An 18,619-nucleotide genomic window follows, 5' to 3' on the forward strand; every position below is an offset into this window, starting at 1 on the left:
TTGTATATTTAATGGTTTTGGTACCTGATTGAGACACCATTAATGTTTTTAGTTTTCGCGGAATGTGATAAAAAGTTTTTTGGCACAAAAATACTGCATGTTTTGATGGAGATTAGTCTTGAGTTCTGAAACCATACTTCTTTTCGATGTAGGTAATACAAATACCAAGATCGGGTTTTCCACCCGGGATGAAATCGGCCCCTCATACACCTTGCCCACCGATCCGGGAGAGACGTCCGATTCATGGGGACTGAGGCTAGTGGAGATCTGTCGTATTGCAGGTTATGCGCATACGGATATCGCCGGCGGGGCTGTGTCCTCGGTTGTTCCGCCCATGAATCCCATCCTTAAAAATGCAGTGGAGCGTTTTTTTCCCTGTGAACTCCGTTTTGTTCCCCATTCGATCCCTCTGCCGCTTAACAACAAATATGAAAGGCCGTGGGAAGTTGGTGCCGACCGTCTGGTGACAGCTTTTGCCGGGCGCAGAATCAGCAACAGTGAAAAAATAATTGTTGTGGATTTTGGAACAGCCACAACCTTCGACTGTGTTGTCGGGGATGACTATCTGGGTGGATTGATCTGTCCCGGAGTTCTTTCTTCCACCAAGGCGCTTGCTTCGGGAACCGCCAAGCTGCCTCATATCTCACTTGAGATAGAGTCTGATCTGATCCGGCCGGGCAAGTCCACTGCCGACAGTCTTAATCAGGGACTTATATTCGGATTCGCGGCAATGGTGGAAGGACTTAAAGAGAGACTTGGCAAAACTCTCGGCGGAGATGTTGAACTCATCGCCACCGGAGGGTTTGCTTCTAAAATAGCTGAGGTTTGCCTTGCCATTGACCGTGTGGAACCGACCCTCCTGCTGGACGGATTGCGCATGGGCTGGTTCGGCATGAAAAAATAGTTTAAGTGTAGGTTTTTGCCGGGAGTGAGTCCGGCATTTCCAACTAACCGGAAACGTGTTGATTTATTTTCAAGGAGAAATGTCATGAGCACTATCGTAGCCGTATGGGCCAGAGAAATTCTTGATTCCAGAGGCAATCCCACCGTTGAAGTTGAAGTGGTTCTCGAGTCCGGAGCAACCGGACGTGCCGCAGTGCCTTCCGGAGCATCCACCGGTACCCGTGAAGCCCTTGAACTGCGTGACGGCGACAAAGACCGCTACAACGGTAAAGGTGTTCAGGTTGCAGTAGCAAACGTTCGCGAAGAAATTGCTGAAGCACTTGTCGGGCAGGACGCTCTGCGTCAGGTTACTGTCGACAACCTGCTCATCGAACTCGACGGCACTGAAAACAAGGAGCGTCTGGGCGCCAACGCAATGCTCGGCGTTTCCATGGCTGTTGCCAGAGCTGCTGCCAACCTTCTCGGTATTCCTCTTTACCAGTACCTCGGCGGCGTTAACGGTAAACTGCTGCCCGTCCCCCTGATGAACATCATCAACGGTGGTGAGCATGCACCCAACAACCTGGATATCCAGGAATTCATGATCATGCCCATCGGTGCTGAGACTTTTGCTGAAGCCCTGCGCATGGGTGCAGAGATCTTCCACACCCTCAAAGGTCTGCTGGCTGCTGACGGCCATAACACCGCAGTTGGTGACGAAGGTGGATTCGCTCCTAACCTTGAGTCCCACGCTCAGGCTTTCGAATACATTATGAAGGCTATCGAGAAAGCAGGCTACCGTCCCGGTGCGGATGTAGCTCTCGCTATCGATGCTGCTGCTTCCGAATTCTACAAAGACGGCAAGTATGTTCTTGCTGGCGAAAACAAGGAATTCGACGCCAAGGGCATGATCGATTTCTACGCTGATTTCGTAGAGCGTTTCCCGCTTATCTCCATCGAAGACGGCCTTGCTGAAGGCGACTGGGACGGCTGGAAGGAAATGACCGATATCCTCGGTGAAAAAATCCAGCTCGTTGGTGACGATCTTTTCGTAACCAACCCTGAAATCCTCGCAGAAGGTATCGAGCGTGGCGCATGTAACTCCATTCTGATCAAACTGAACCAGATCGGTACTGTTACTGAAACCCTCGACACCATGGAACTTGCCAAGCAGGCAGGCTACACCAATGTTGTATCCCACCGCTCCGGTGAAACCAGCGACCATTTCATCGCTGATCTCGCTGTCGGTCTCAACGCCGGCCAGATCAAAACCGGTTCCCTGTGCCGCTCCGACCGTCTTGCCAAGTACAACCAGCTGCTGCGCATCGAGGAAGACCTTGAAGATGATGGCATCTACTACGGTCCCGCTTTGAAGGAAGCCTTCTTCGGCGAAGACTAGGAATATGCCTTTATAAAAATCAAAAAGGGGCCGTGGCGTGATTGCGCTTCGGCCCTTTGTATTATAAAGGGGGCTTGTCCCACCAACGTCAGCACGGAGAGATTTTATGCAGGTTCTTAATGGTAAAGAAACAGCTCTCACCATTCGTGAAGAGCTTAAGGTAGAGATAGACGGACTTAAGGAAAAAAACGGCAGAGCCCCCGGTCTGGCCGTCATTCTTGTTGGAGAAGATCCCGCTTCTCAGGTTTATGTACGCAACAAGGAAATCGCCTGTGAAAAAGCGGGTATTGTTTCCAGTGCACATAGAATTGATGCGGGCGTTTCTCAGCAGGAACTTGAAGACCTGATCCAGAAACTCAATAAAGACGACAGCATTGATGGCATCCTGCTGCAGCTGCCTCTGCCCAAGGGGCTGGACAGCCAGCGCTGCCTCGAGCTCATCGATCCCGGCAAGGACGTTGACGGGTTCCACCCCATGAACGTTGGTAAGCTCATGCTCGGACTGCCCGGCTTCCGTTCCTGTACCCCCGCAGGTATCATCACCCTTCTTGAACGCTACAATCTGCCCACTTCCGGCAAGAAAGCCGTTGTCGTTGGGCGTTCCAACATCGTTGGCAAGCCGCTGGCAATGATGCTCATGCAGTACGGTGATTTCGCAAACGCGACCGTAACTGTCTGCCACTCCCGCACCGACAACCTCGCCGAGGAAGTTAAAGGAGCGGATTTCGTTTTCGCCGCTATCGGCATCCCCAAGTTCATCAAGAAGGAAATGGTCAAAGACGGCGCGGTTGTTGTTGATGTAGGTATCAACCGCACTGAAGAAGGTCTGGTAGGTGACTGCGACTACGCTGCACTGGAAGACGTTGCTTCCGCCATGACTCCGGTTCCCGGTGGTGTCGGCCCCATGACCATTGCCCAGCTGCTTATGAACACCGTGCAGGCTTACAAGGAGCATGTCGGGGCTTAATTTTATCTTAGCAGCAATATGCTTTTCAAGTTGAACGGGCCGTTGTATTCTTACAGCGGCCCGTTTTTTATCCGCAACCAAGTCACCTCAGGGAGCATAAGCAATGCAGCATCGTCTTAAAAATATGCCTTTTTTTCTCACTGTTTTGATCTTCTTTTTATCAGCACAATGTTCCCTGCCTGCAGATTCATATGCCGGAGGTGGGATTGATCCTGCCGATCCTATGGTAAGAGTGACCTCACCCAAAACAGATATTGATGTCGAGGCGGCTCTGATAAAGATAAGTAAGGATGTCAGTGAAAAAACGGGAATCAAAGCATCGTTCATTACTTATTATTGGCAGACTTTTGATGCGGTGGTTTATGATGGTAAGAGAAATAGCAAGCCTCTATTTGTAGATCTGTACGTACCGGGGTTCTTTGATGATGATAAAGTTAAGGAAATGATGACAGCAATTGCGGATGCGTTGGTCGAACACACCGGAGCTGAACGTAAATGGATATTTATCCATACTCATTTTCCCCTCCCGGGGCAGGTTTACATCGGGGGCGGCGTTGCCGAGTGGGATAGCTATCGGGGTAAGGCTGTTGAGAAGTGAAGTATCTCTCTAATCATAGTGTCTAGTGAATTTAATGCCCCCTGTCTGTGATAGACAGGGGGCAGCCATTTCTTTTGCATAAATTCAGTGTCGGTTATTTATAATCCAAAGTTACCCCTCAAATAGCTTCTCAAATATCCCGACAACTTCTTCCTTCTTCATCTTGTATGGATCAAGGGAAAACAGGAATCCCATGGCGGTCATGGCGTTTTCTGCCAATGCTTCACACTGGGACTTGTCGAGGTTGAAGTCTTTGATATCCAGATTGTCGCAGCCGATGTTTTTGATCAGCTCTTTCAGCGCGGCGATGAATGCCATTGGACGTTCATTTTCAGGAAGTGCCTCAACATCCACTCCCATAGCTTTTGCCATAGCCGGGAATCTTCCGGGTACTTTTTCAGCCATGAAGGTGAAGTAGGGGATGGAGAGCATGATCAGACCTGCGCCATGGGTGACTGAAGGGTCGAATGCGGAGAGCGCGTGCTCCATGGAATGCTGGGAGATACAGCTGGAGGTGGACTCCACCAGTCCGGACTGGGTGCTGGCCCATGCGAGGGCCGTTCTGGCTTCCATGTCGCTGCCGTCTTTTACCGCGCGTGGCAGGAATTTGTTGATCAGCTCAATTGAGCCGAGTGCGAAATGATCACTGGCGGGCTGGCTGATGTTTGCGAGGTATCCTTCGGCTGCGTGGAAAAAGGCATCCATGCCCTGATACGCTGTGAGATGCGGCGGAACGCTGACCATCAGTTCGGGATCGACTATGGATAGCACGGGGAAGGTCTGGGGAACCATGCCGAACCCGATTTTTTCCTGTGTCTCCATATTCGTGATAACTGTCCATGGGTCGGCTTCAGTTCCGGTTCCGGCAGTTGTCGGGATGGCAACAAGCGGCAGTACCGGTTCGGTTACGGGTTTCCCTTTTCCTGTGCCTCCGTGGATGTAATCCCAGTAGTTGCCGGGGTTGTTGACCATGATTGCGATGGATTTAGCGGAATCGATGGGACTGCCGCCGCCAAGCCCGATTACGAAGTCACAGTCGTTTTCACGTGCGACCTGCGCGCCTTCAGTTACATGATCAAGAATAGGGTTGGGCAGAATTTTGTTGAACACTACTGATTCAATTCCGTGTTCCTTCAGAGCATCTTTTACCATATCCAGATAGCCGAATTTGATTACTGATTTACCGGCAGTTGTTACGATGAGTGCTTTTTTACCGGGCAGTTGCATGGTTGCCAGTTCCTTGATGCGTCCGGGACCGAAAATAATGTTGGTGGGGATGAAAAAATTAAAGGAAGTTTGCATAAATTCTCCTTAAGTGATTGTTTCTTGGCTGCGATGCCTTACTTTGAACAAAGCTAATTGCCAAAACCTGCTACAATATTTGATCAGACAAAGCTCAGCCGGAAAATGTTCAAAGATCCAATCTGTTGTCTGTTTCAGTAAGACTTTTAAAGGTTACAGCAACTAAACCTCTCAGCAAATGTTTTTTTGATTTTATATCTCATCTTTGTAATTTGAGGAATACGACTTTAATTCGATCTTATTTTTCCATTGGCCGGTTATGATAAAGGCAGGGGGTTACCGCTCAAAGTTGGCTGGTAAATATTAATAACCATTCTTAATAAGCTTGCCTTAAAATCAAAAGTGCTTATTCTATGCACTCGCTTGCAGCAAAGGATAAACTTACGAAAGTGAGGCTGAATTATTTTAACCGCTGCAAGATTGCATAGCTGATTTTGAGATCGGAAGCTGGCGATAATTGAACATGGTTTTACAGATATGGAACTCCAATAGTTTCACGAAAGTTATTTGGAACAGATAAGCCACGGCGTGATCGCCGAAGAAATTTAATATATGAATAAAAAATCCATCCATATTGAAGGCGCGAGACAGCACAACCTCAAAGACCTGAATCTTGATATTCCCCGTGATCAGCTTGTGGTGGTCTGCGGCCCTTCCGGTTCGGGCAAGTCCACTCTTTCTTTCGACATAGTCTACGCGGAAGGACAACGCAGATATGTTGAATCCCTTTCGGCTTACGCCCGTCAGTTTCTGCCGCAGCTGGATAAGCCTCAGGTTGACAAGATTGAAGGACTTTCCCCGGCAATTTCCCTTGAGCAGCAGTCCACTTCGCGTAACCCCCGTTCTACAGTGGGTACGGTGACCGAGATATACGACTTTCTGCGTGTCTTTTTTGCCAGACTGGGTAAGTTTCACTGTCCCGAGTGCGGCATTCCCATTGAGGCTCAGACTTCAGATGAGATTCTGGACCGTATCATGGCTCTTGAGGAAGGCACTAAGTTCATGCTGCTGGCCCCGCTGATTGATCATCAGAAGGGGACCCACAAAGATCTGCTGAAAAAGCTCAAAAAAGAAGGCTTTGTGCGAGTCCGGGTGGATGGGCAGGTTTATCCCATCGATGATGTGCCGGACCTTGAGAAAAACAAAAAACATAATGTGGATCTTGTTGTGGACCGTCTGGTCATCAAAGGGGATATGAAGAAGCGTCTCGGCGATTCCCTTGAGCTTGCTTTGCGTTATGGTGAAGAGTCCATCGTGGTGTCGGTAATCGGTGGTGATGATATTTATCTGTCCACCATGTCCACCTGCCCTTCATGCAAGATCAGCATGCCCAAGCTTACCCCGCAGCTTTTTTCTTTCAACAGCCCTCAGGGAGCCTGTACCCTGTGTTCCGGTATCGGCAGTGTTGAGTATTATGAGCCTGAGCTTTTGGCCCCCAACAAGGGGCTGTCGCTTAAGACCGGAGCGGTGATTCCCTGGAAGTCGCCTAAGATGTTTGAGCGGTACGAAGAAGATTTCCGGGCTTTGGGCAAAAAGCACGGATTCAAAGTTACCACTCCGCTGAGCGATTTTTCCGAGGAAGCACGGAACGCTTTATTTTACGGGGATAAAGAGCTTGGCTGGGAAGGTGTGGTGGATCTTCTTGAGGTGGGCCACAATCTGGGCCGCATCTGGCGGGATGAACTGTCCCGTTTCAGGCAGTCCCGTCCCTGCCCTGCCTGTAATGGTGCGAGGCTGCGGCCCGAATCTCTGGCTGTTAAGGTGGAAGGCGTTTCCATTTTCGATTTTTGTTCCATGTCTATCCAAAGGGCTCTGGACTGGCTGGAAAGTCTGGAGTTCAAGGGACACGATCTGCTTATCGCTGAACCTTTGCTGAAAGAGTTGACCCACCGCCTCGGCTTTATGGTTAATGTCGGTCTTGATTATCTCAACCTTGGCCGGAATATGGCGACCCTTTCCGGTGGGGAAGCCCAGCGCATCAGGCTGGCCGGTCAGCTCGGTTCAGGTCTGGTGGGTGTTACTTATGTTCTGGATGAGCCTTCAATCGGATTGCACCCCCGTGATAACGAACGGTTGCTTAAAACCCTGCGCTCCCTGCAGTCCCGGGGAAATACCGTGCTCGTGGTGGAGCATGATGAATCCACCATCCGGCATGCCGATCATATTATTGAATTGGGGCCCGGGTCCGGGATGCTTGGCGGGGAAATTGTTTATCAGGGCAGCGTTAAGAAACTTCTTGATAAATCCAAATCACTGACCGCTAAATATCTGCGCGGCGAACTGGTTCTGGATATGCCCGAAGAGCGGCGTGTTCCCAAGGACTGGATCAAGTTAAGAGGGGTTAAAACCAACAACCTCAAGAATCTCGACGTGGATATTCCGCTCGGAGTTCTGTGCTGTTTCACCGGAGTGTCCGGGTCAGGGAAAAGCTCCCTTGTGGTGGATTCCATGTATAAGCATATGGCACTGGCCCGGGGAGTTAAGGTTGATCAGCCGGGACGCATTGAGGGGATTGAAGGGATAGAAAAGATTGAAAAAGTCATTTCTATTGACCAGTCTCCCATCGGCCGGACACCGCGTTCCAATCCGGCAACATACACCAAGATCTTTGATGAGATACGTAAAATATTCAGCGGGTCCAAGGAAGCAAGGAAGCGGGGTTACAAGCCCGGACGTTTCAGCTTCAACGTGCGTGGAGGACGCTGCGAGGCGTGTAAGGGTGACGGTCAGATACGGGTGGAGATGCACTTTCTCCCCGATGTCTATGTGACTTGTGACGTATGCAAAGGCAAGCGTTACAACAGCCAGACCCTCGAGGTTGATTACAAAGGCCGCAATATTGCGGAAGTTCTTGATATGACTGTTCGTCAGTCCCGGGCATTCTTTGAGAATCATCCCACCCTGAAGCGCCGTCTCGATGTGCTTGAGCAGGTGGGGCTTGAATATCTGCAGCTCGGGCAGCCTGCAACCACTCTCTCCGGTGGTGAGGCGCAGCGTATCAAGATTTCCCGTGAACTCGGCAAACGGAGTCTTCCCGGAGCGTTATATATACTTGATGAACCTACCACCGGATTGCATATGCATGAGGTAGGCAAGTTGATCAAGGTTTTGCAGCAGCTTGTCGATAAAGGGGCCACTGTTATTGTTATTGAGCACAATACAGATGTGATCAGGGCCTCTGATTATGTGTTCGATCTCGGCCCCGGAGGCGGGGAGTCGGGTGGACAGATAGTTGCTCAGGGTACTCCTGAGGAGATTGTCGCCAACCCGGATTCTGTGACCGGGCGTTTTATCTCTTAAGGACATGAAAAAAGCGCAGTCTGTTTCGGCAGGCTGCGCTTTTCTTTATTCCATTTCCACGTATTCGATTTCCAGATGTTCCAGAAAGTGTCGAACCTCTGATGTGAATTGCGGAACATCAATTATGTCCTTTGCAACGGCCTTGTCTTCAATAAGCATCCCCAGCCGTGATAATTCTTCAAAACCGTATGCAGCTCCAGTTCCTTTCAACTTGTGCCCTAGCATTCTGATCTGTTCAAAGTTTTCTTTCTCAACCGCGTCTTCAAGCTCCAGCAGTTCCTTCTGCCTGATTTCAAGATAACGGGGCATGATCTCCTCAAGATCTTCATCAACTTGAACAACTATGCGCTCGCTCATTTGTTCCTCCGAAAAAGCTGTTTCTTTAACTGAAAGAGATGATCTTGGCTGTATTAATTAATATTATCCGTTCCCGGGATTCTTTTCTACTTTTTTCAAGTTTTTATCCTGATCCTTTTCAAGGTCAGCATCAAGAAAGTCCGATGTTTCAGGAAGCTGTAGGAAAAAATTATTATATGAGCCTGTTTTGGCGGGAAGATTCTCAAATGAACAGTCGAGAACGTGCCCTCCTGCTTTGCGGTCCTCGGTTATGAAGTGCCAGTGAAAACCGGGTACCCCAATACCTTTGATATAGGCAGGGCATTTTATGCCTATCATCGTTCCTTTGATTTTGCTGAATTTAAATATGCTTTGTTTTTTTACTACATCAATGAGCGGCGGGTATGGTTTTTTCTGAGCCGGAACACTTCTGGTCCGGACTGTGCTGAACATGCCGTCAATCCGAATGGCGTAAAATATGTTGTCCGAAACAAGGGCTTCATTCACTTTGCGGTTGAGTTCTTCAAGGGACGTCACTCCTTCAAGCTTGAGTATGGAGTCGGTCTTGAAAAAAACTGCCACGGCATAAGGAGTTCTGGTGGCTTTTGGGACTTCCTTTGCTTTTCCCCGGTCATCAATTCTGAAAACCTTGCCATCAATAAGGACCATTTCTCCATCGAGTGTATTGAATGTTCCTATACCGGTGTCTCCCTTTTCAAGGAGCATGGGCATTGTAAGTTCGCCATCATAATTGCCAAGCAGCAGGGAGTTAATAGTTGAATACTGGTAAATGGTATCCCCTGCCGAACAGAAGTTGGCTGTTGCAAGGGTAAGAACGATAAACAGTAATATTACTGATGTGTTTCGCAGAAATTTTTTCATATAATAAAAGGTACGGAAGAGTTCTGAATTACTGAAATGAGCCCTGTCGATTGAAAGTCCGTAAACTATTTTCTGCCGAGATCATTCGGGAACATTCTTTTTTCAAGCCGTTTCATCCAGATATCGCCACTGTGAGTGGCAAAAAGAATTTTACGGCCTACATTTCCACCAACATCCATTCTGCTCGGATAAAGTCCCTTATCCGAAAGACAGTCCAAGGCGGCGGCAACATTTTTATTCCCGATTCCAAGGGCAGAGGGCGGGCGGACCTGCGTGGTTGTAAGACCCGTTGCCCCGCCGAAGAGTTTGACTTCAATCTCATTCTTTTTGACCCCTAAACGCAGCATGCATTCTAGCAAATGGTCAACTGCTGTGTCCACATATCTGCATATCTGTATTGATGGACCTTTTTCCTTCTTACTTTCAGCCCTGTAGGGCAGAAATGCGTGACAGATTACCCCCTGTCTTGCCCTTTTGGAATGCATTGATATGGATACACAGGAGCCAAGAACCGTAGAGACGATAGTAGGTTTCACTCCGATGTATGCATCTCCGGTATGGAGAAATACACGGGGGATTTCGGAGTCTTTGAGGGGCATTGTGGAGGTCCTTTTTTTAGAAAAAACATTCATAATATAACAATATATTATCTGTGGCCTTTTTCCTAGGAAATTATTTCTACGTATATTGTTATGTTAAATTAACATCACTTATTCTTTGTAGTTACCATTTCAACGACCTCTTCAAATTCTTCAAGAGGAGCTGCCCCAGTGACGGTTACTCCGTTGATAAGAAATACGGGAGAAGCCGTGAACCCGAGTTTCTTTGACTCCCTGATATCCCTAAGGACCGTATTCCTAACTTTATCCGAATTGGTATCACGCCGCAGTCTGTCCATGTCCGCTCCAACTTTCTGCGCCAGCCTGTTCAGTTCATTGAGACCGTTCTTTTTGATTTTGAGGCGGTTCTCCAGAACAAGATGGTTGAATTTCATGGCCTTACCGTGATCCTGAAGTGCTATGGCTTCGTAATAATGGGCGGCAGGAAAAGACATTTTATGGATTCCCAGAGGGTTATGGCGATATCTATAGCTGATATCCGGATACTTCCGCAGAAGCTCACGGATGGTCCTGTCAGCCTTGCTGCAGGTTGCGCTCTGGAAGTCAGAAAAGACAATTATGGAGACAGGGCTATCCGGATTACCCCATACAGGACGTTCCGGATGCATGTCCGCTTTCTTGGGATTTTCCAGTTGCTTCAGTCTTCGGTTTCGTATTTTGGCTTTATTTTTCTTTTCAAGGCCCACCTGCAAAAGGTCATACAGTTTGTCCTCATGTCCCTTGAAGCTATCGAAGATTATTTCGGGGTTTTGTTTCAAAATCTCTTTAATGGATTCCCGCAGCATTTTCTGGTCAATCCCGCTATTATCAGCACAGGCTGGATGGGCCCAAAGCAAAAGGGCCGCGAGTATTGAAATGAGTACCCTGCCCATGATATCAATCCTGTTTTGAAATCTGTTCTGCAGCAGCAAGAGGGGAACCATAAATTTCAAACATGGTTCCAAATCCGGAAATCTCGAAAACTTCACTTATCATTCCGCTTATGCAGGCAAAAGCGATATGGCCATCGACAGCTTTAATCTGTTTGGCTGTAAATAGAATCGCTCGCAATCCGGCACTTGATAAGTACTCAAGACTACTCAGGTCGAAGACAAATCTGGTTTCCCCGCTTTCAATAAGCCGGCAGACATTCTCTTCGAAATCCGTTGAAGTAATTGCGTCCAGCCGCCCCTTCACGTTGACGATACTGATCCCGTTATATTTCTTTGTATTGATTTCCATTTGGTACCCTTGGAAATATGATTTTGTTTATTTTATTATGGAGCTTCTAATCTCATTTATTTGGCGGAGTTTGTAAAGAGACACAGTGATAGAATCGCCGGGGCCTGCCATGATTGCGGGGACTTTGTGTGGCGGTCCTGATTAAAAAAAACAGGGCTGCGGATAAAGACCGCAGCCCTGCCAAGCAGAAATCGTGATACTGAACTGTTATTTAGTCTGTTATTAAAATTTGTATCGTACACTCAGCAAACCGCCGAACGCGCTGTCCTGCTCGTTCTTTCCCCCGAATCTGTTGCCATGTTTGTCATATGTTTTTGTTGTACGGGAAAAATAATATTCCGGACCCACCGAGAGCGACAATCCTTTGAGCGGGACGCAATCATAATAGAGTCCGGTTTTCATGGAGCTTATTTCTACATAACCCGATTCAGAGACAGTGCTGCTGTCCTTGAGTCTGTAGGTTCTGCCTTGGACTGAGAAGGCCGCACGTATTTTTGAGCTTTTGGAGAAAGCGTATCCGGCTTCATTGGCGGGGAGTCCTATATTCATGAAAAAACCTGAGCCGTCCTTGTCGAAGTCCTTGAAATTTAGTCCAACGAAAGGCATGGCTGAAAAGCGGACAGAGTTGATGAAGGCGCGTGCACCGATCATGGCTGTCCAGTTTTCGTTAAATATATAACCTGCATACCCACGGATGGCTCCACCAAAGGAATCACTCATTTCCTCTTCAAAAGCGGAAGTCGCGGTTATCCCCGTGCCGTAGAACCAGTTCTCCGAGATTGTTCCGTCATGGCTGTATCCGAGGCTTATCCTGTGGAGGGAATTCCATGGATCATCATTGCCATTGCCAAAGCTTAGCTGTTCCACTTTGTCCCATGAGTAATGCTTCCCTTCATAACTTAAGGTAAACGCACCTGCTTTGACTCTGACCTGACCGCCCGCAACACTTGAGGATGCATCGGAATCTTTGTAGTCGGCTGAACCGGTGAAAGAACCCTGAGCTCTGATATCTACAGGAGTGAATAGTCCTTCATCCCGGGCAGAGACCGGTGATGCGCAAAGCAGGATTAATAGGCCAAGAAGACAGAGTTGCAATTTGTTCATGTATTTTCCCTTGGAGTGTTCGCTTATATGGAGTCTTTTACGGTCAGAACATTAACAGAAACGCAGGCTTCCTGTCTCCAGAAAAAAAGCCGTTTGAATTGACAATTTTTATCAAGTTTTACATGTCCGGATTGTGTAACTTTCTCACTGCCGCTGGCTACTGCCTTATTTTAGAGATTTCGGCAGATGAAATCAGTCCACCTGCTCATTGGCTTTAAGGCGCAGTTCATAATCAACGAACTGGCTGAGAATCAATGATACTCCGGCCAGTGCTGCGGCCCCGAGAAAGACTATGCGATAGTCCTGCATCCAGGCTATGCCACCCAGAGCTGGAACAAAAACTGCGGCGATATGGTTGATGGTGAAGCTAACAGCCATGCTGGGAGATATATCTTTCGGATCGGCTATTTTCTGGAAGAAGGTCTTGATGGCGATGGTGAAGTTGAAGAAAATATTGTCAAGGACATAGAGAATACCTCCGACAATCGGGCTGTCTGTGTAGGCATAGGCCACAAAAATGAGCACAAGGCTGGTGTATTCAAGGGTAAGGACCTTGCGCTCCCCGAATCTGTTGACGGATCTGGCAATGATTGGATTGACGAAGTAGTTGATGACATTATTGATTACAAAAAGTGCGGCAATGGCCTGAATGGAGTAGTCAAATTTTTTGACCAGCAGAAAAACGGCGAAGGCTACAAAAATCTGGCGCCTTGCCCCTGCTATGAAAGTAAGGGCGTAGAAGAGCCAGTATTTGGAGCGGAAGATCATCTTTTTGTGCTGGACAGGTATTTCTGTCGATGAAGGGTCCTGAAACAGGCAGTAAATTGCGGCGGCTATAGCTATCAGTCCCGCCCCCAGAAAGAGTTGCTGGTAGCTGAAAATCCCCGAGATAGACAAAATGGTTATGCCCACGGCAATATTGGTTGCAGCAGCAAGGCTGCGCAGGCGGCCCATCACCAGAGGTGCTTCAGAGTACCCGAAATATTGCAGCGTGAGGGATTGATTGAGTGTTTCGTAGTAGTGGAACCCGAAAGACATCAGTAGGGTAGTGAAGGCTATTCCTGCGAAAGAGGGCATAAAGCCTGTTATTGAAATTCCCGCACCCATGACCGCTACGGAAAGGGCGGCCAGCCGGTGTTCCTTGATGAAAATTAAAACGTAAATAACCAGAAGGGCCAGAAAGCCGGGAATTTCCCGGATCGAGCCGATCATGCCGAACTCTCCGCCGTCAAGTCCGGCTATTTCAACCGCAAAGTTGTTTAAAAGGGTTCGCCAGCCTTGAAAGCCGATGGCTGTCGCTATGGTCAGGACCAGCAGAAATATATACATTTTGCGGGAAGTGAGATTTTTAGTAGGCACTTTCTTGTCCTTGAAATTTGTAAATGCGTTACGGCCTTGAGCCGGGAAAGGACAAAAAAGCTAATCTCCCGACTTTTATAAGACAAGCAAAAAGATGGATGTGGGTGGTCACATATCCCTGCACGGCAAAGTCGGCTGCGCCACCACATGAAATAAAATTATGGGATACGGGCGATGCATGCACTCTCCCATTATTCCATGCTCAGGAGTTTTCCGTTGAATGATTTTCCTCCTCCATATTGTGTCCGGGTCAGCAGCCGGGCAAAAAATGTTATCATCAAGCTCATTCCGGATAAAGGAGTGGAAGTTGTCCTGCCCAGAGGAGTGGACAAAAGAGAGGTTCCGGCTTTTCTGGAGAAGAGAAAAGAGTGGATTCAGGAAAATATAGCGAAGCTGGAAGGCCGGGGATTCTCACTGATTCCTGCCGGTCTTGAACTGCCTGATGAAATACGATTCGAAGCTAACAGGACAGTGTATTCTGTCCGGCGGGTTCGCAATCGCAAACCGGGACTGAAAATGAGGCGTAATGTTGATAAGCTTCAATTGAGCGGCAGCGAATGGAGTGATTCGGATGAGCTTGCGCTGCTCAGGAAGTTTGTGCGTGAAGAAGCCCGCAGGTTTCTGGTTCCGGAGCTGCAGCGTCTTTCCCGGGAATTGAACCTGCCCTTTGGTAAGGTTTTTATCCGTTCACAGCGCAAACGCTGGGGAAGCTGTTCATCCAAAGGGAACATAAATTTAAATATGAAATTGATGTTTCTGCCCTATCATCTGGTCCGCTATGTTCTGATTCATGAACTCTGCCATACTGTACACTTGAATCACTCTGCCAGATATTGGCGTCTGGTGAAAATGGTCGTTCCAGAAGTGGATAAACTTGAAAAGGAGTTGGGACTTGCGGGACAGCTTGTCCCCGGGTGGGTGGATTATGAACAGGAACAGAAGTAACTCACAGTTTTCCACATGATGTATATACCTTAGGTAAGTGTCTATATTTAAAAAGTATTTATTATTTAAAACCTGTCCAGAACTATTTTAGCATCCATTACTCACGTAATTCTGATTCATGCGGGGAGCAGACCTCTAACCAAATTCGTTGCACTTATCAAGCCTTCAATGTTGTCTCTTAATATTTTTTATCGGTATTTTTTATCAAAGCACTTCCTGTCGATAAATATTCCTGATATGTAAAAGTGTGATTAAAAAATGGAGGGAATATACAGATGAGTAATTCAAAACCTGCCGGTTGTTCCAAGCCCGTTGGTAACGCCTCGGAAAAGAACAGACCGGAAATCAAGACAGAGTCCTCCGAAAACAGTCAAAAAGGAGCTGAAGTTATGATTAAAGCCGGTCAGAAGGCACCTAATTTCACTGCTGGTGCATACCAGGACGGTGGATTCCGTGAGGTAACCCTTTCCGAATATATCGGTAAGTGGGTTGTGCTTTGTTTCTACCCCGGTGACTTCACTTTTGTCTGAGCAACTGAGATTTCTGCGGTCGCAGAAAAAAAATCCGAATTTGACGCTCTGGGAGTACAGGTCCTTTCCATGAGCACAGACAGCATGTTCGTGCATAAGATGTGGGAACAGGAAGAGCTGTCCAAAATGATCACTGCCGGAAAGGTGCCTTTCCCCATGCTGTCCGATGGCGGAGGAAAAGTTGGCGAGCTTTATGGTGTTTATGATGCAGATGCCGGCGTGGACGTCCGTGGCCGTTTCCTTATTGATCCCGATGGGGTTATTGTGGGCTATGAGGTGCTGACACCTCCTGTGGGACGTAATGTTTCCGAAACACTGCGCCAGATTCAGGCGTACCAGCTTGTGCGGGAAACAGGCGCCGCCGAAGTTTGTCCTTCAGGATGGAGACCAGGCAAGAAGACTCTCAAACCCGGTCCCGGTCTTGTCGGAAAGGTGTGGGAGGAATGGCAGGTTCAGATGGCTTTTGAGTAATTATGCAGTCTGGGCGCCCCGGATCTTAATTGATCCGGGGCGCTTTTTTGTAAAAATGCTATTCTCCGCGGATACTGATTGTGTCACTTCCAATATATTTTTCAAGAATCAAATCAAGTTCTGATTTGCCGTTGTTTTTTCTCTGTTTGATTTCATCAAGAGCCTGTTGCATGGCATTTACAAAGTCATCATCAAAGTCTTTGTTCAAACAGAAATAAAGGGGAAGATCCATCATAGTGAATGACATTTCAAAATCCGCCGGATCCAGTCCGCTTTCACGGATCAGGGAAGGAGCACCTGTGTTGGACTGACTGATGAGGTCCACCCTGTTTCGGTCCAGCATTTTTATCTGCTGTTCGTCTGAAGCCACCTTGGTCATTAAACTCTGCGGGTAATTAAATCTGTTTTCCAGGATAGATTGCGGGGCACTGTCTCTGATTACAGCGATTCTATATTGCCTGAGTTCGGCTTTATCCTTTACGAATATCATCCTGTTTTTTTTACTCACCAGTCCAAGTTTTAATGTATAGATAGGACCGATCCATTTATATGAGTTTTCCCTGACCGGAGTGCGGGCTATGCTGAAAAGGATGCTGTTTTTGTTTGTTTTGGTATAGCGAAGTGCTCTTGCAAGCGGAGTATGTTTTATAGGATTTATTGTAAGGTGATGTCCTCCCTTTTTTATCATGGAATTCAGCACATCCACCGATATTCCGGTCAGCTGTCCGGATTCTGATAGGTAGTTGAAGGGAGGGAGGTTGCCGTAGTAAATCTTTAGTTCTCTTGCCCGGGCATAACTGCTTGAGAGGCAGGCAAAGACAGCAACCATTATAAATGCTGCAATCTTTACGGTGTATGATTGGTTTTGTTTAAATTTCATGTAGGTTTATAATTACAGCAGCTCACGTGAAACTAAATATTCTTTATGCTGAGATGGTCTGCTTTGTTTTTGTAAGGCTAGCATATAAGTAAAAGGCCGGACAATAAAGAACTGCCCGGCCAGTGACTCTTGGTGAAGTCTTGTCCGATTCGTTAGCAGGGCGGAATTTTTATGTAGTGAAGATAAGTTGCCCTGGCCATTTTCTCGATATTTAAGATGATTATGGTCGCAGATTTTGTCTCAGTGCTGTTTCTTTTTTGTCATCTTAAGATTAACTGTCATCCACAATTATAGTGGGGAACATTCCCTTTTTTTCTCCCCCGAGGTATGGCTGAAAAAGATTGTAGGAGACACTTTGCGTGCGTTGGGCGTGCCCCCGTGATTCTTTCTCCCCGTTGTAGCGGGCTCCGTTTTCTACGAGAATATGTTCGACGCGGTTCTGGAAGTCACGAACGAATGCTGCTCCGTCACCTTTAAATGTCATATTACCTATTTTCAGGTCCTTTTGCTTAGCAAATTCGCTTAAGGATATGGCCTGTGTCTTCAGGTCCTCCTGAGTGCGGACGTAGCCCCAGATAATTGTATCATCGGGAATATTCAAGGGTTCGGCTGCATCAATGATGGTGTGCGGCATCACAATGCATCCTGCTCCCACTTTGATCGGGGTCTTGCGGGTTCCGTAAAGAAATGAGTTGAAGCCGATGAATACCTTTTCACCTATATCGGAATGGACCATCTTTCCGCCGTGGGCGACAACCACCAGATCGGACAGTCTGGTATCGACTATGTAACTGTTTTCCTGGGCGTTGGAGCCGGTTCCCAGAACAGAATTTTCAATGTATGCCCGCTGCGCCACCAGTGAGTTTTCACCGAGAACACAGTCTCCTCTGATCACGGAGTAGCGGCTCAGAAAAGCACTCTCGGGAACAGGGACTGGTGCTTTGGCCGCGAGTGAATCGTAAACAGGCAGAAAGTCGCTTCTGCGACCGGTTAGAAAATCTACGAAAAGTCCCGCGAGTTCTCCATTCTGGTCCCATGAAATATATTTTTCAAGTGTCGCCTGCGGGTAGTTGTAATCAAATTCATATTTTCCGTCGGCTTTAATCCAGACTCTGCCCGGGTCAATATAGACGCGGGAAAGATCTCCGGCCTGCACATAGCAGAAATTTCCCAGAATACAGTTATGCAGGACAGAAAGGTCCACGGTGGAGAAGGGCCCCAGGTAGACACCTTCAGTAGTGGTCCCGTGGATGTTGGAGTAGTGCATGGCAACCGTGTTCAGGATGCGGAAGTATTCGGGAATTTCCGGGTTGCGGGAGTGGTTGTGGACAAGGGTTTTGATCATGTAGCTGTTTATGACCTGAATCACTTCATCCTGATACAGCTCTGTTTCCACATCTCCAACCTGAACAATGGTGTCCTTCGTCTTGAGTTCATCTCCGCGGATATCACTCAAGTAGATTATTGAGCGGTCCACATCACATTTCCCGAGGAAGTATGAGCCGCCGAGGTTGCTTTCCTGAAATCGAAAGTAAATCGGATGATCAATGGAAAGAGCGTAGTAGGCGTAGTATTTGATGAGATCGTCAGTATTGATTGTGCTATCAAGGACCTGCTCAACATCAAGACCCATGGGTTTCAGGTTGACGTTGATTCTTGAACTTATGTGTTTGATCAGTCGTCTTATTCTTTCCATGTCAGTCCTTCCTGTTTCAGCCTGATTAAAGACGCCGCCAAGGGCGAAAAAAATGTGAGGGAGTAATAATTTGTGTTCGAATGTGCCTTGTAAATTGGATATTGACGTAAGTACATCGTACTTTTTA

General features: G+C 47.6%; 17 protein-coding genes. 7 read left to right on the forward strand and 10 right to left on the reverse strand.

Annotation, left to right across the window (positions count from 1 at the left end):
• Positions 1-118: 118 nt before the first annotated feature.
• The 4 genes from ACZ5PW_RS04065 (at position 119) to ACZ5PW_RS04080 (ending at position 3,846) form a co-directional block, all read left to right on the forward strand.
• On the forward strand, positions 119-904 hold the full coding sequence (locus tag ACZ5PW_RS04065; protein WP_464558187.1) for a type III pantothenate kinase: 786 nt from the start codon (positions 119-121) through the stop codon (positions 902-904).
• An 84-nt stretch (positions 905-988) separates the two neighbouring features.
• Positions 989-2,281 carry a phosphopyruvate hydratase gene (gene eno, locus ACZ5PW_RS04070; protein WP_464558189.1) on the forward strand — a complete coding sequence of 431 codons (1,293 nt, stop codon included), beginning with the start codon at positions 989-991 and terminating at the stop codon, positions 2,279-2,281.
• Between the two features lie 106 nt (positions 2,282-2,387).
• Positions 2,388-3,248, forward strand: coding sequence for a bifunctional methylenetetrahydrofolate dehydrogenase/methenyltetrahydrofolate cyclohydrolase FolD (gene folD / locus ACZ5PW_RS04075; RefSeq protein WP_464558191.1), 861 nt, complete (start codon positions 2,388-2,390; stop codon positions 3,246-3,248).
• 103 nt (positions 3,249-3,351) lie between these two features.
• Positions 3,352-3,846, forward strand: a complete 495-nt coding sequence (locus ACZ5PW_RS04080; RefSeq protein WP_464558193.1) for a tautomerase family protein — start codon at positions 3,352-3,354, stop codon at positions 3,844-3,846.
• 111 nt (positions 3,847-3,957) lie between these two features.
• On the opposite strand, the gene ACZ5PW_RS04085 is transcribed toward ACZ5PW_RS04080, so the two are convergent.
• Positions 3,958-5,148, reverse strand: a complete 1,191-nt coding sequence (locus ACZ5PW_RS04085) for an iron-containing alcohol dehydrogenase (protein ID WP_464558195.1) — start codon at positions 5,146-5,148, stop codon at positions 3,958-3,960.
• Positions 5,149-5,700: 552 nt separating this feature from the next.
• On the opposite strand from ACZ5PW_RS04085, the gene uvrA reads away from it, so the two are divergent.
• Positions 5,701-8,448 carry an excinuclease ABC subunit UvrA gene (gene uvrA, locus ACZ5PW_RS04090; RefSeq protein ID WP_464558197.1) on the forward strand — a complete coding sequence of 916 codons (2,748 nt, stop codon included), beginning with the start codon at positions 5,701-5,703 and terminating at the stop codon, positions 8,446-8,448.
• Positions 8,449-8,493: 45 nt separating this feature from the next.
• Here uvrA and ACZ5PW_RS04095 read toward each other — a convergent pair whose 3' ends face one another.
• From ACZ5PW_RS04095 to ACZ5PW_RS04125, 7 genes are all read right to left on the reverse strand, one after another.
• A complete protein-coding gene (locus tag ACZ5PW_RS04095) occupies positions 8,494-8,805 on the reverse strand; it encodes an Hpt domain-containing protein (protein WP_464558199.1) in 312 nt (103 codons plus the stop codon).
• Between the two features lie 63 nt (positions 8,806-8,868).
• Positions 8,869-9,666 carry an acetolactate decarboxylase gene (budA, locus tag ACZ5PW_RS04100; protein ID WP_464558201.1) on the reverse strand — a complete coding sequence of 266 codons (798 nt, stop codon included), beginning with the start codon at positions 9,664-9,666 and terminating at the stop codon, positions 8,869-8,871.
• 65 nt (positions 9,667-9,731) lie between these two features.
• On the reverse strand, positions 9,732-10,265 hold the full coding sequence (locus ACZ5PW_RS04105; RefSeq protein WP_464558203.1) for a chemotaxis protein CheD: 534 nt from the start codon (positions 10,263-10,265) through the stop codon (positions 9,732-9,734).
• A gap of 107 nt (positions 10,266-10,372) precedes the next feature.
• Positions 10,373-11,158, reverse strand: coding sequence for a DsbA family protein (locus ACZ5PW_RS04110; RefSeq protein WP_464558205.1), 786 nt, complete (start codon positions 11,156-11,158; stop codon positions 10,373-10,375).
• A 4-nt stretch (positions 11,159-11,162) separates the two neighbouring features.
• Positions 11,163-11,507: an STAS domain-containing protein gene (locus tag ACZ5PW_RS04115; RefSeq protein ID WP_464558207.1), complete on the reverse strand. Its 345-nt coding sequence runs from the start codon at positions 11,505-11,507 to the stop codon at positions 11,163-11,165.
• Between the two features lie 222 nt (positions 11,508-11,729).
• Positions 11,730-12,611, reverse strand: coding sequence for a hypothetical protein (locus tag ACZ5PW_RS04120; RefSeq protein ID WP_464558209.1), 882 nt, complete (start codon positions 12,609-12,611; stop codon positions 11,730-11,732).
• 192 nt (positions 12,612-12,803) lie between these two features.
• Complete coding sequence (locus ACZ5PW_RS04125; RefSeq protein ID WP_464558211.1) at positions 12,804-13,970, reverse strand: MFS transporter; 1,167 nt, start codon at positions 13,968-13,970, stop codon at positions 12,804-12,806.
• A 216-nt stretch (positions 13,971-14,186) separates the two neighbouring features.
• Here ACZ5PW_RS04125 and ACZ5PW_RS04130 point away from each other — a divergent pair, with 216 nt between their 5' ends.
• A complete protein-coding gene (locus ACZ5PW_RS04130; protein WP_464558213.1) occupies positions 14,187-14,915 on the forward strand; it encodes a M48 family metallopeptidase in 729 nt (242 codons plus the stop codon).
• Between the two features lie 275 nt (positions 14,916-15,190).
• The gene (gene prxU, locus ACZ5PW_RS04135; RefSeq protein ID WP_464558215.1) at positions 15,191-15,916 is read left to right on the forward strand and encodes a thioredoxin-dependent peroxiredoxin; all 726 of its coding nucleotides are present in this window, start codon (positions 15,191-15,193) and stop codon (positions 15,914-15,916) included.
• A 58-nt stretch (positions 15,917-15,974) separates the two neighbouring features.
• Here the strand turns inward: prxU and ACZ5PW_RS04140 are convergent, their stop codons facing one another.
• The gene (locus ACZ5PW_RS04140) at positions 15,975-16,745 is read right to left on the reverse strand and encodes a substrate-binding periplasmic protein (protein WP_464558217.1); all 771 of its coding nucleotides are present in this window, start codon (positions 16,743-16,745) and stop codon (positions 15,975-15,977) included.
• A gap of 322 nt (positions 16,746-17,067) precedes the next feature.
• Entirely contained in the window at positions 17,068-18,492 is a 1,425-nt protein-coding gene (locus tag ACZ5PW_RS04145) for a transferase (protein ID WP_464558219.1), read from the reverse strand.
• Positions 18,493-18,619 lie beyond the last annotated feature (127 nt).

Source organism: Maridesulfovibrio salinus (genome assembly GCF_055394525.1).

Bases quoted from the DNA above. Each gene is read 5' to 3' on its own strand.
- ACZ5PW_RS04085 (WP_464558195.1), bottom strand. From the start codon at position 5,148: ATGCAAACTTCCTTTAATTTTTTCATCCCCACCAACATTATTTTCGGT.
- folD (WP_464558191.1), top strand. From the start codon at position 2,388: ATGCAGGTTCTTAATGGTAAAGAAACAGCTCTCACCATTCGTGAAGAG.
- ACZ5PW_RS04140 (WP_464558217.1), bottom strand. From the start codon at position 16,745: ATGGTTGCTGTCTTTGCCTGCCTCTCAAGCAGTTATGCCCGGGCAAGA.
- eno (WP_464558189.1), top strand. From the start codon at position 989: ATGAGCACTATCGTAGCCGTATGGGCCAGAGAAATTCTTGATTCCAGA.
- ACZ5PW_RS04105 (WP_464558203.1), bottom strand. From the start codon at position 10,265: ATGCCCCTCAAAGACTCCGAAATCCCCCGTGTATTTCTCCATACCGGA.
- ACZ5PW_RS04080 (WP_464558193.1), top strand. From the start codon at position 3,352: ATGCAGCATCGTCTTAAAAATATGCCTTTTTTTCTCACTGTTTTGATC.
- ACZ5PW_RS04145 (WP_464558219.1), bottom strand. From the start codon at position 18,492: ATGGAAAGAATAAGACGACTGATCAAACACATAAGTTCAAGAATCAAC.
- ACZ5PW_RS04095 (WP_464558199.1), bottom strand. From the start codon at position 8,805: ATGAGCGAGCGCATAGTTGTTCAAGTTGATGAAGATCTTGAGGAGATC.
- budA (WP_464558201.1), bottom strand. From the start codon at position 9,666: ATGAAAAAATTTCTGCGAAACACATCAGTAATATTACTGTTTATCGTT.
- ACZ5PW_RS04110 (WP_464558205.1), bottom strand. From the start codon at position 11,158: ATGGGCAGGGTACTCATTTCAATACTCGCGGCCCTTTTGCTTTGGGCC.
- ACZ5PW_RS04120 (WP_464558209.1), bottom strand. From the start codon at position 12,611: ATGAACAAATTGCAACTCTGTCTTCTTGGCCTATTAATCCTGCTTTGC.
- ACZ5PW_RS04115 (WP_464558207.1), bottom strand. From the start codon at position 11,507: ATGGAAATCAATACAAAGAAATATAACGGGATCAGTATCGTCAACGTG.
- uvrA (WP_464558197.1), top strand. From the start codon at position 5,701: ATGAATAAAAAATCCATCCATATTGAAGGCGCGAGACAGCACAACCTC.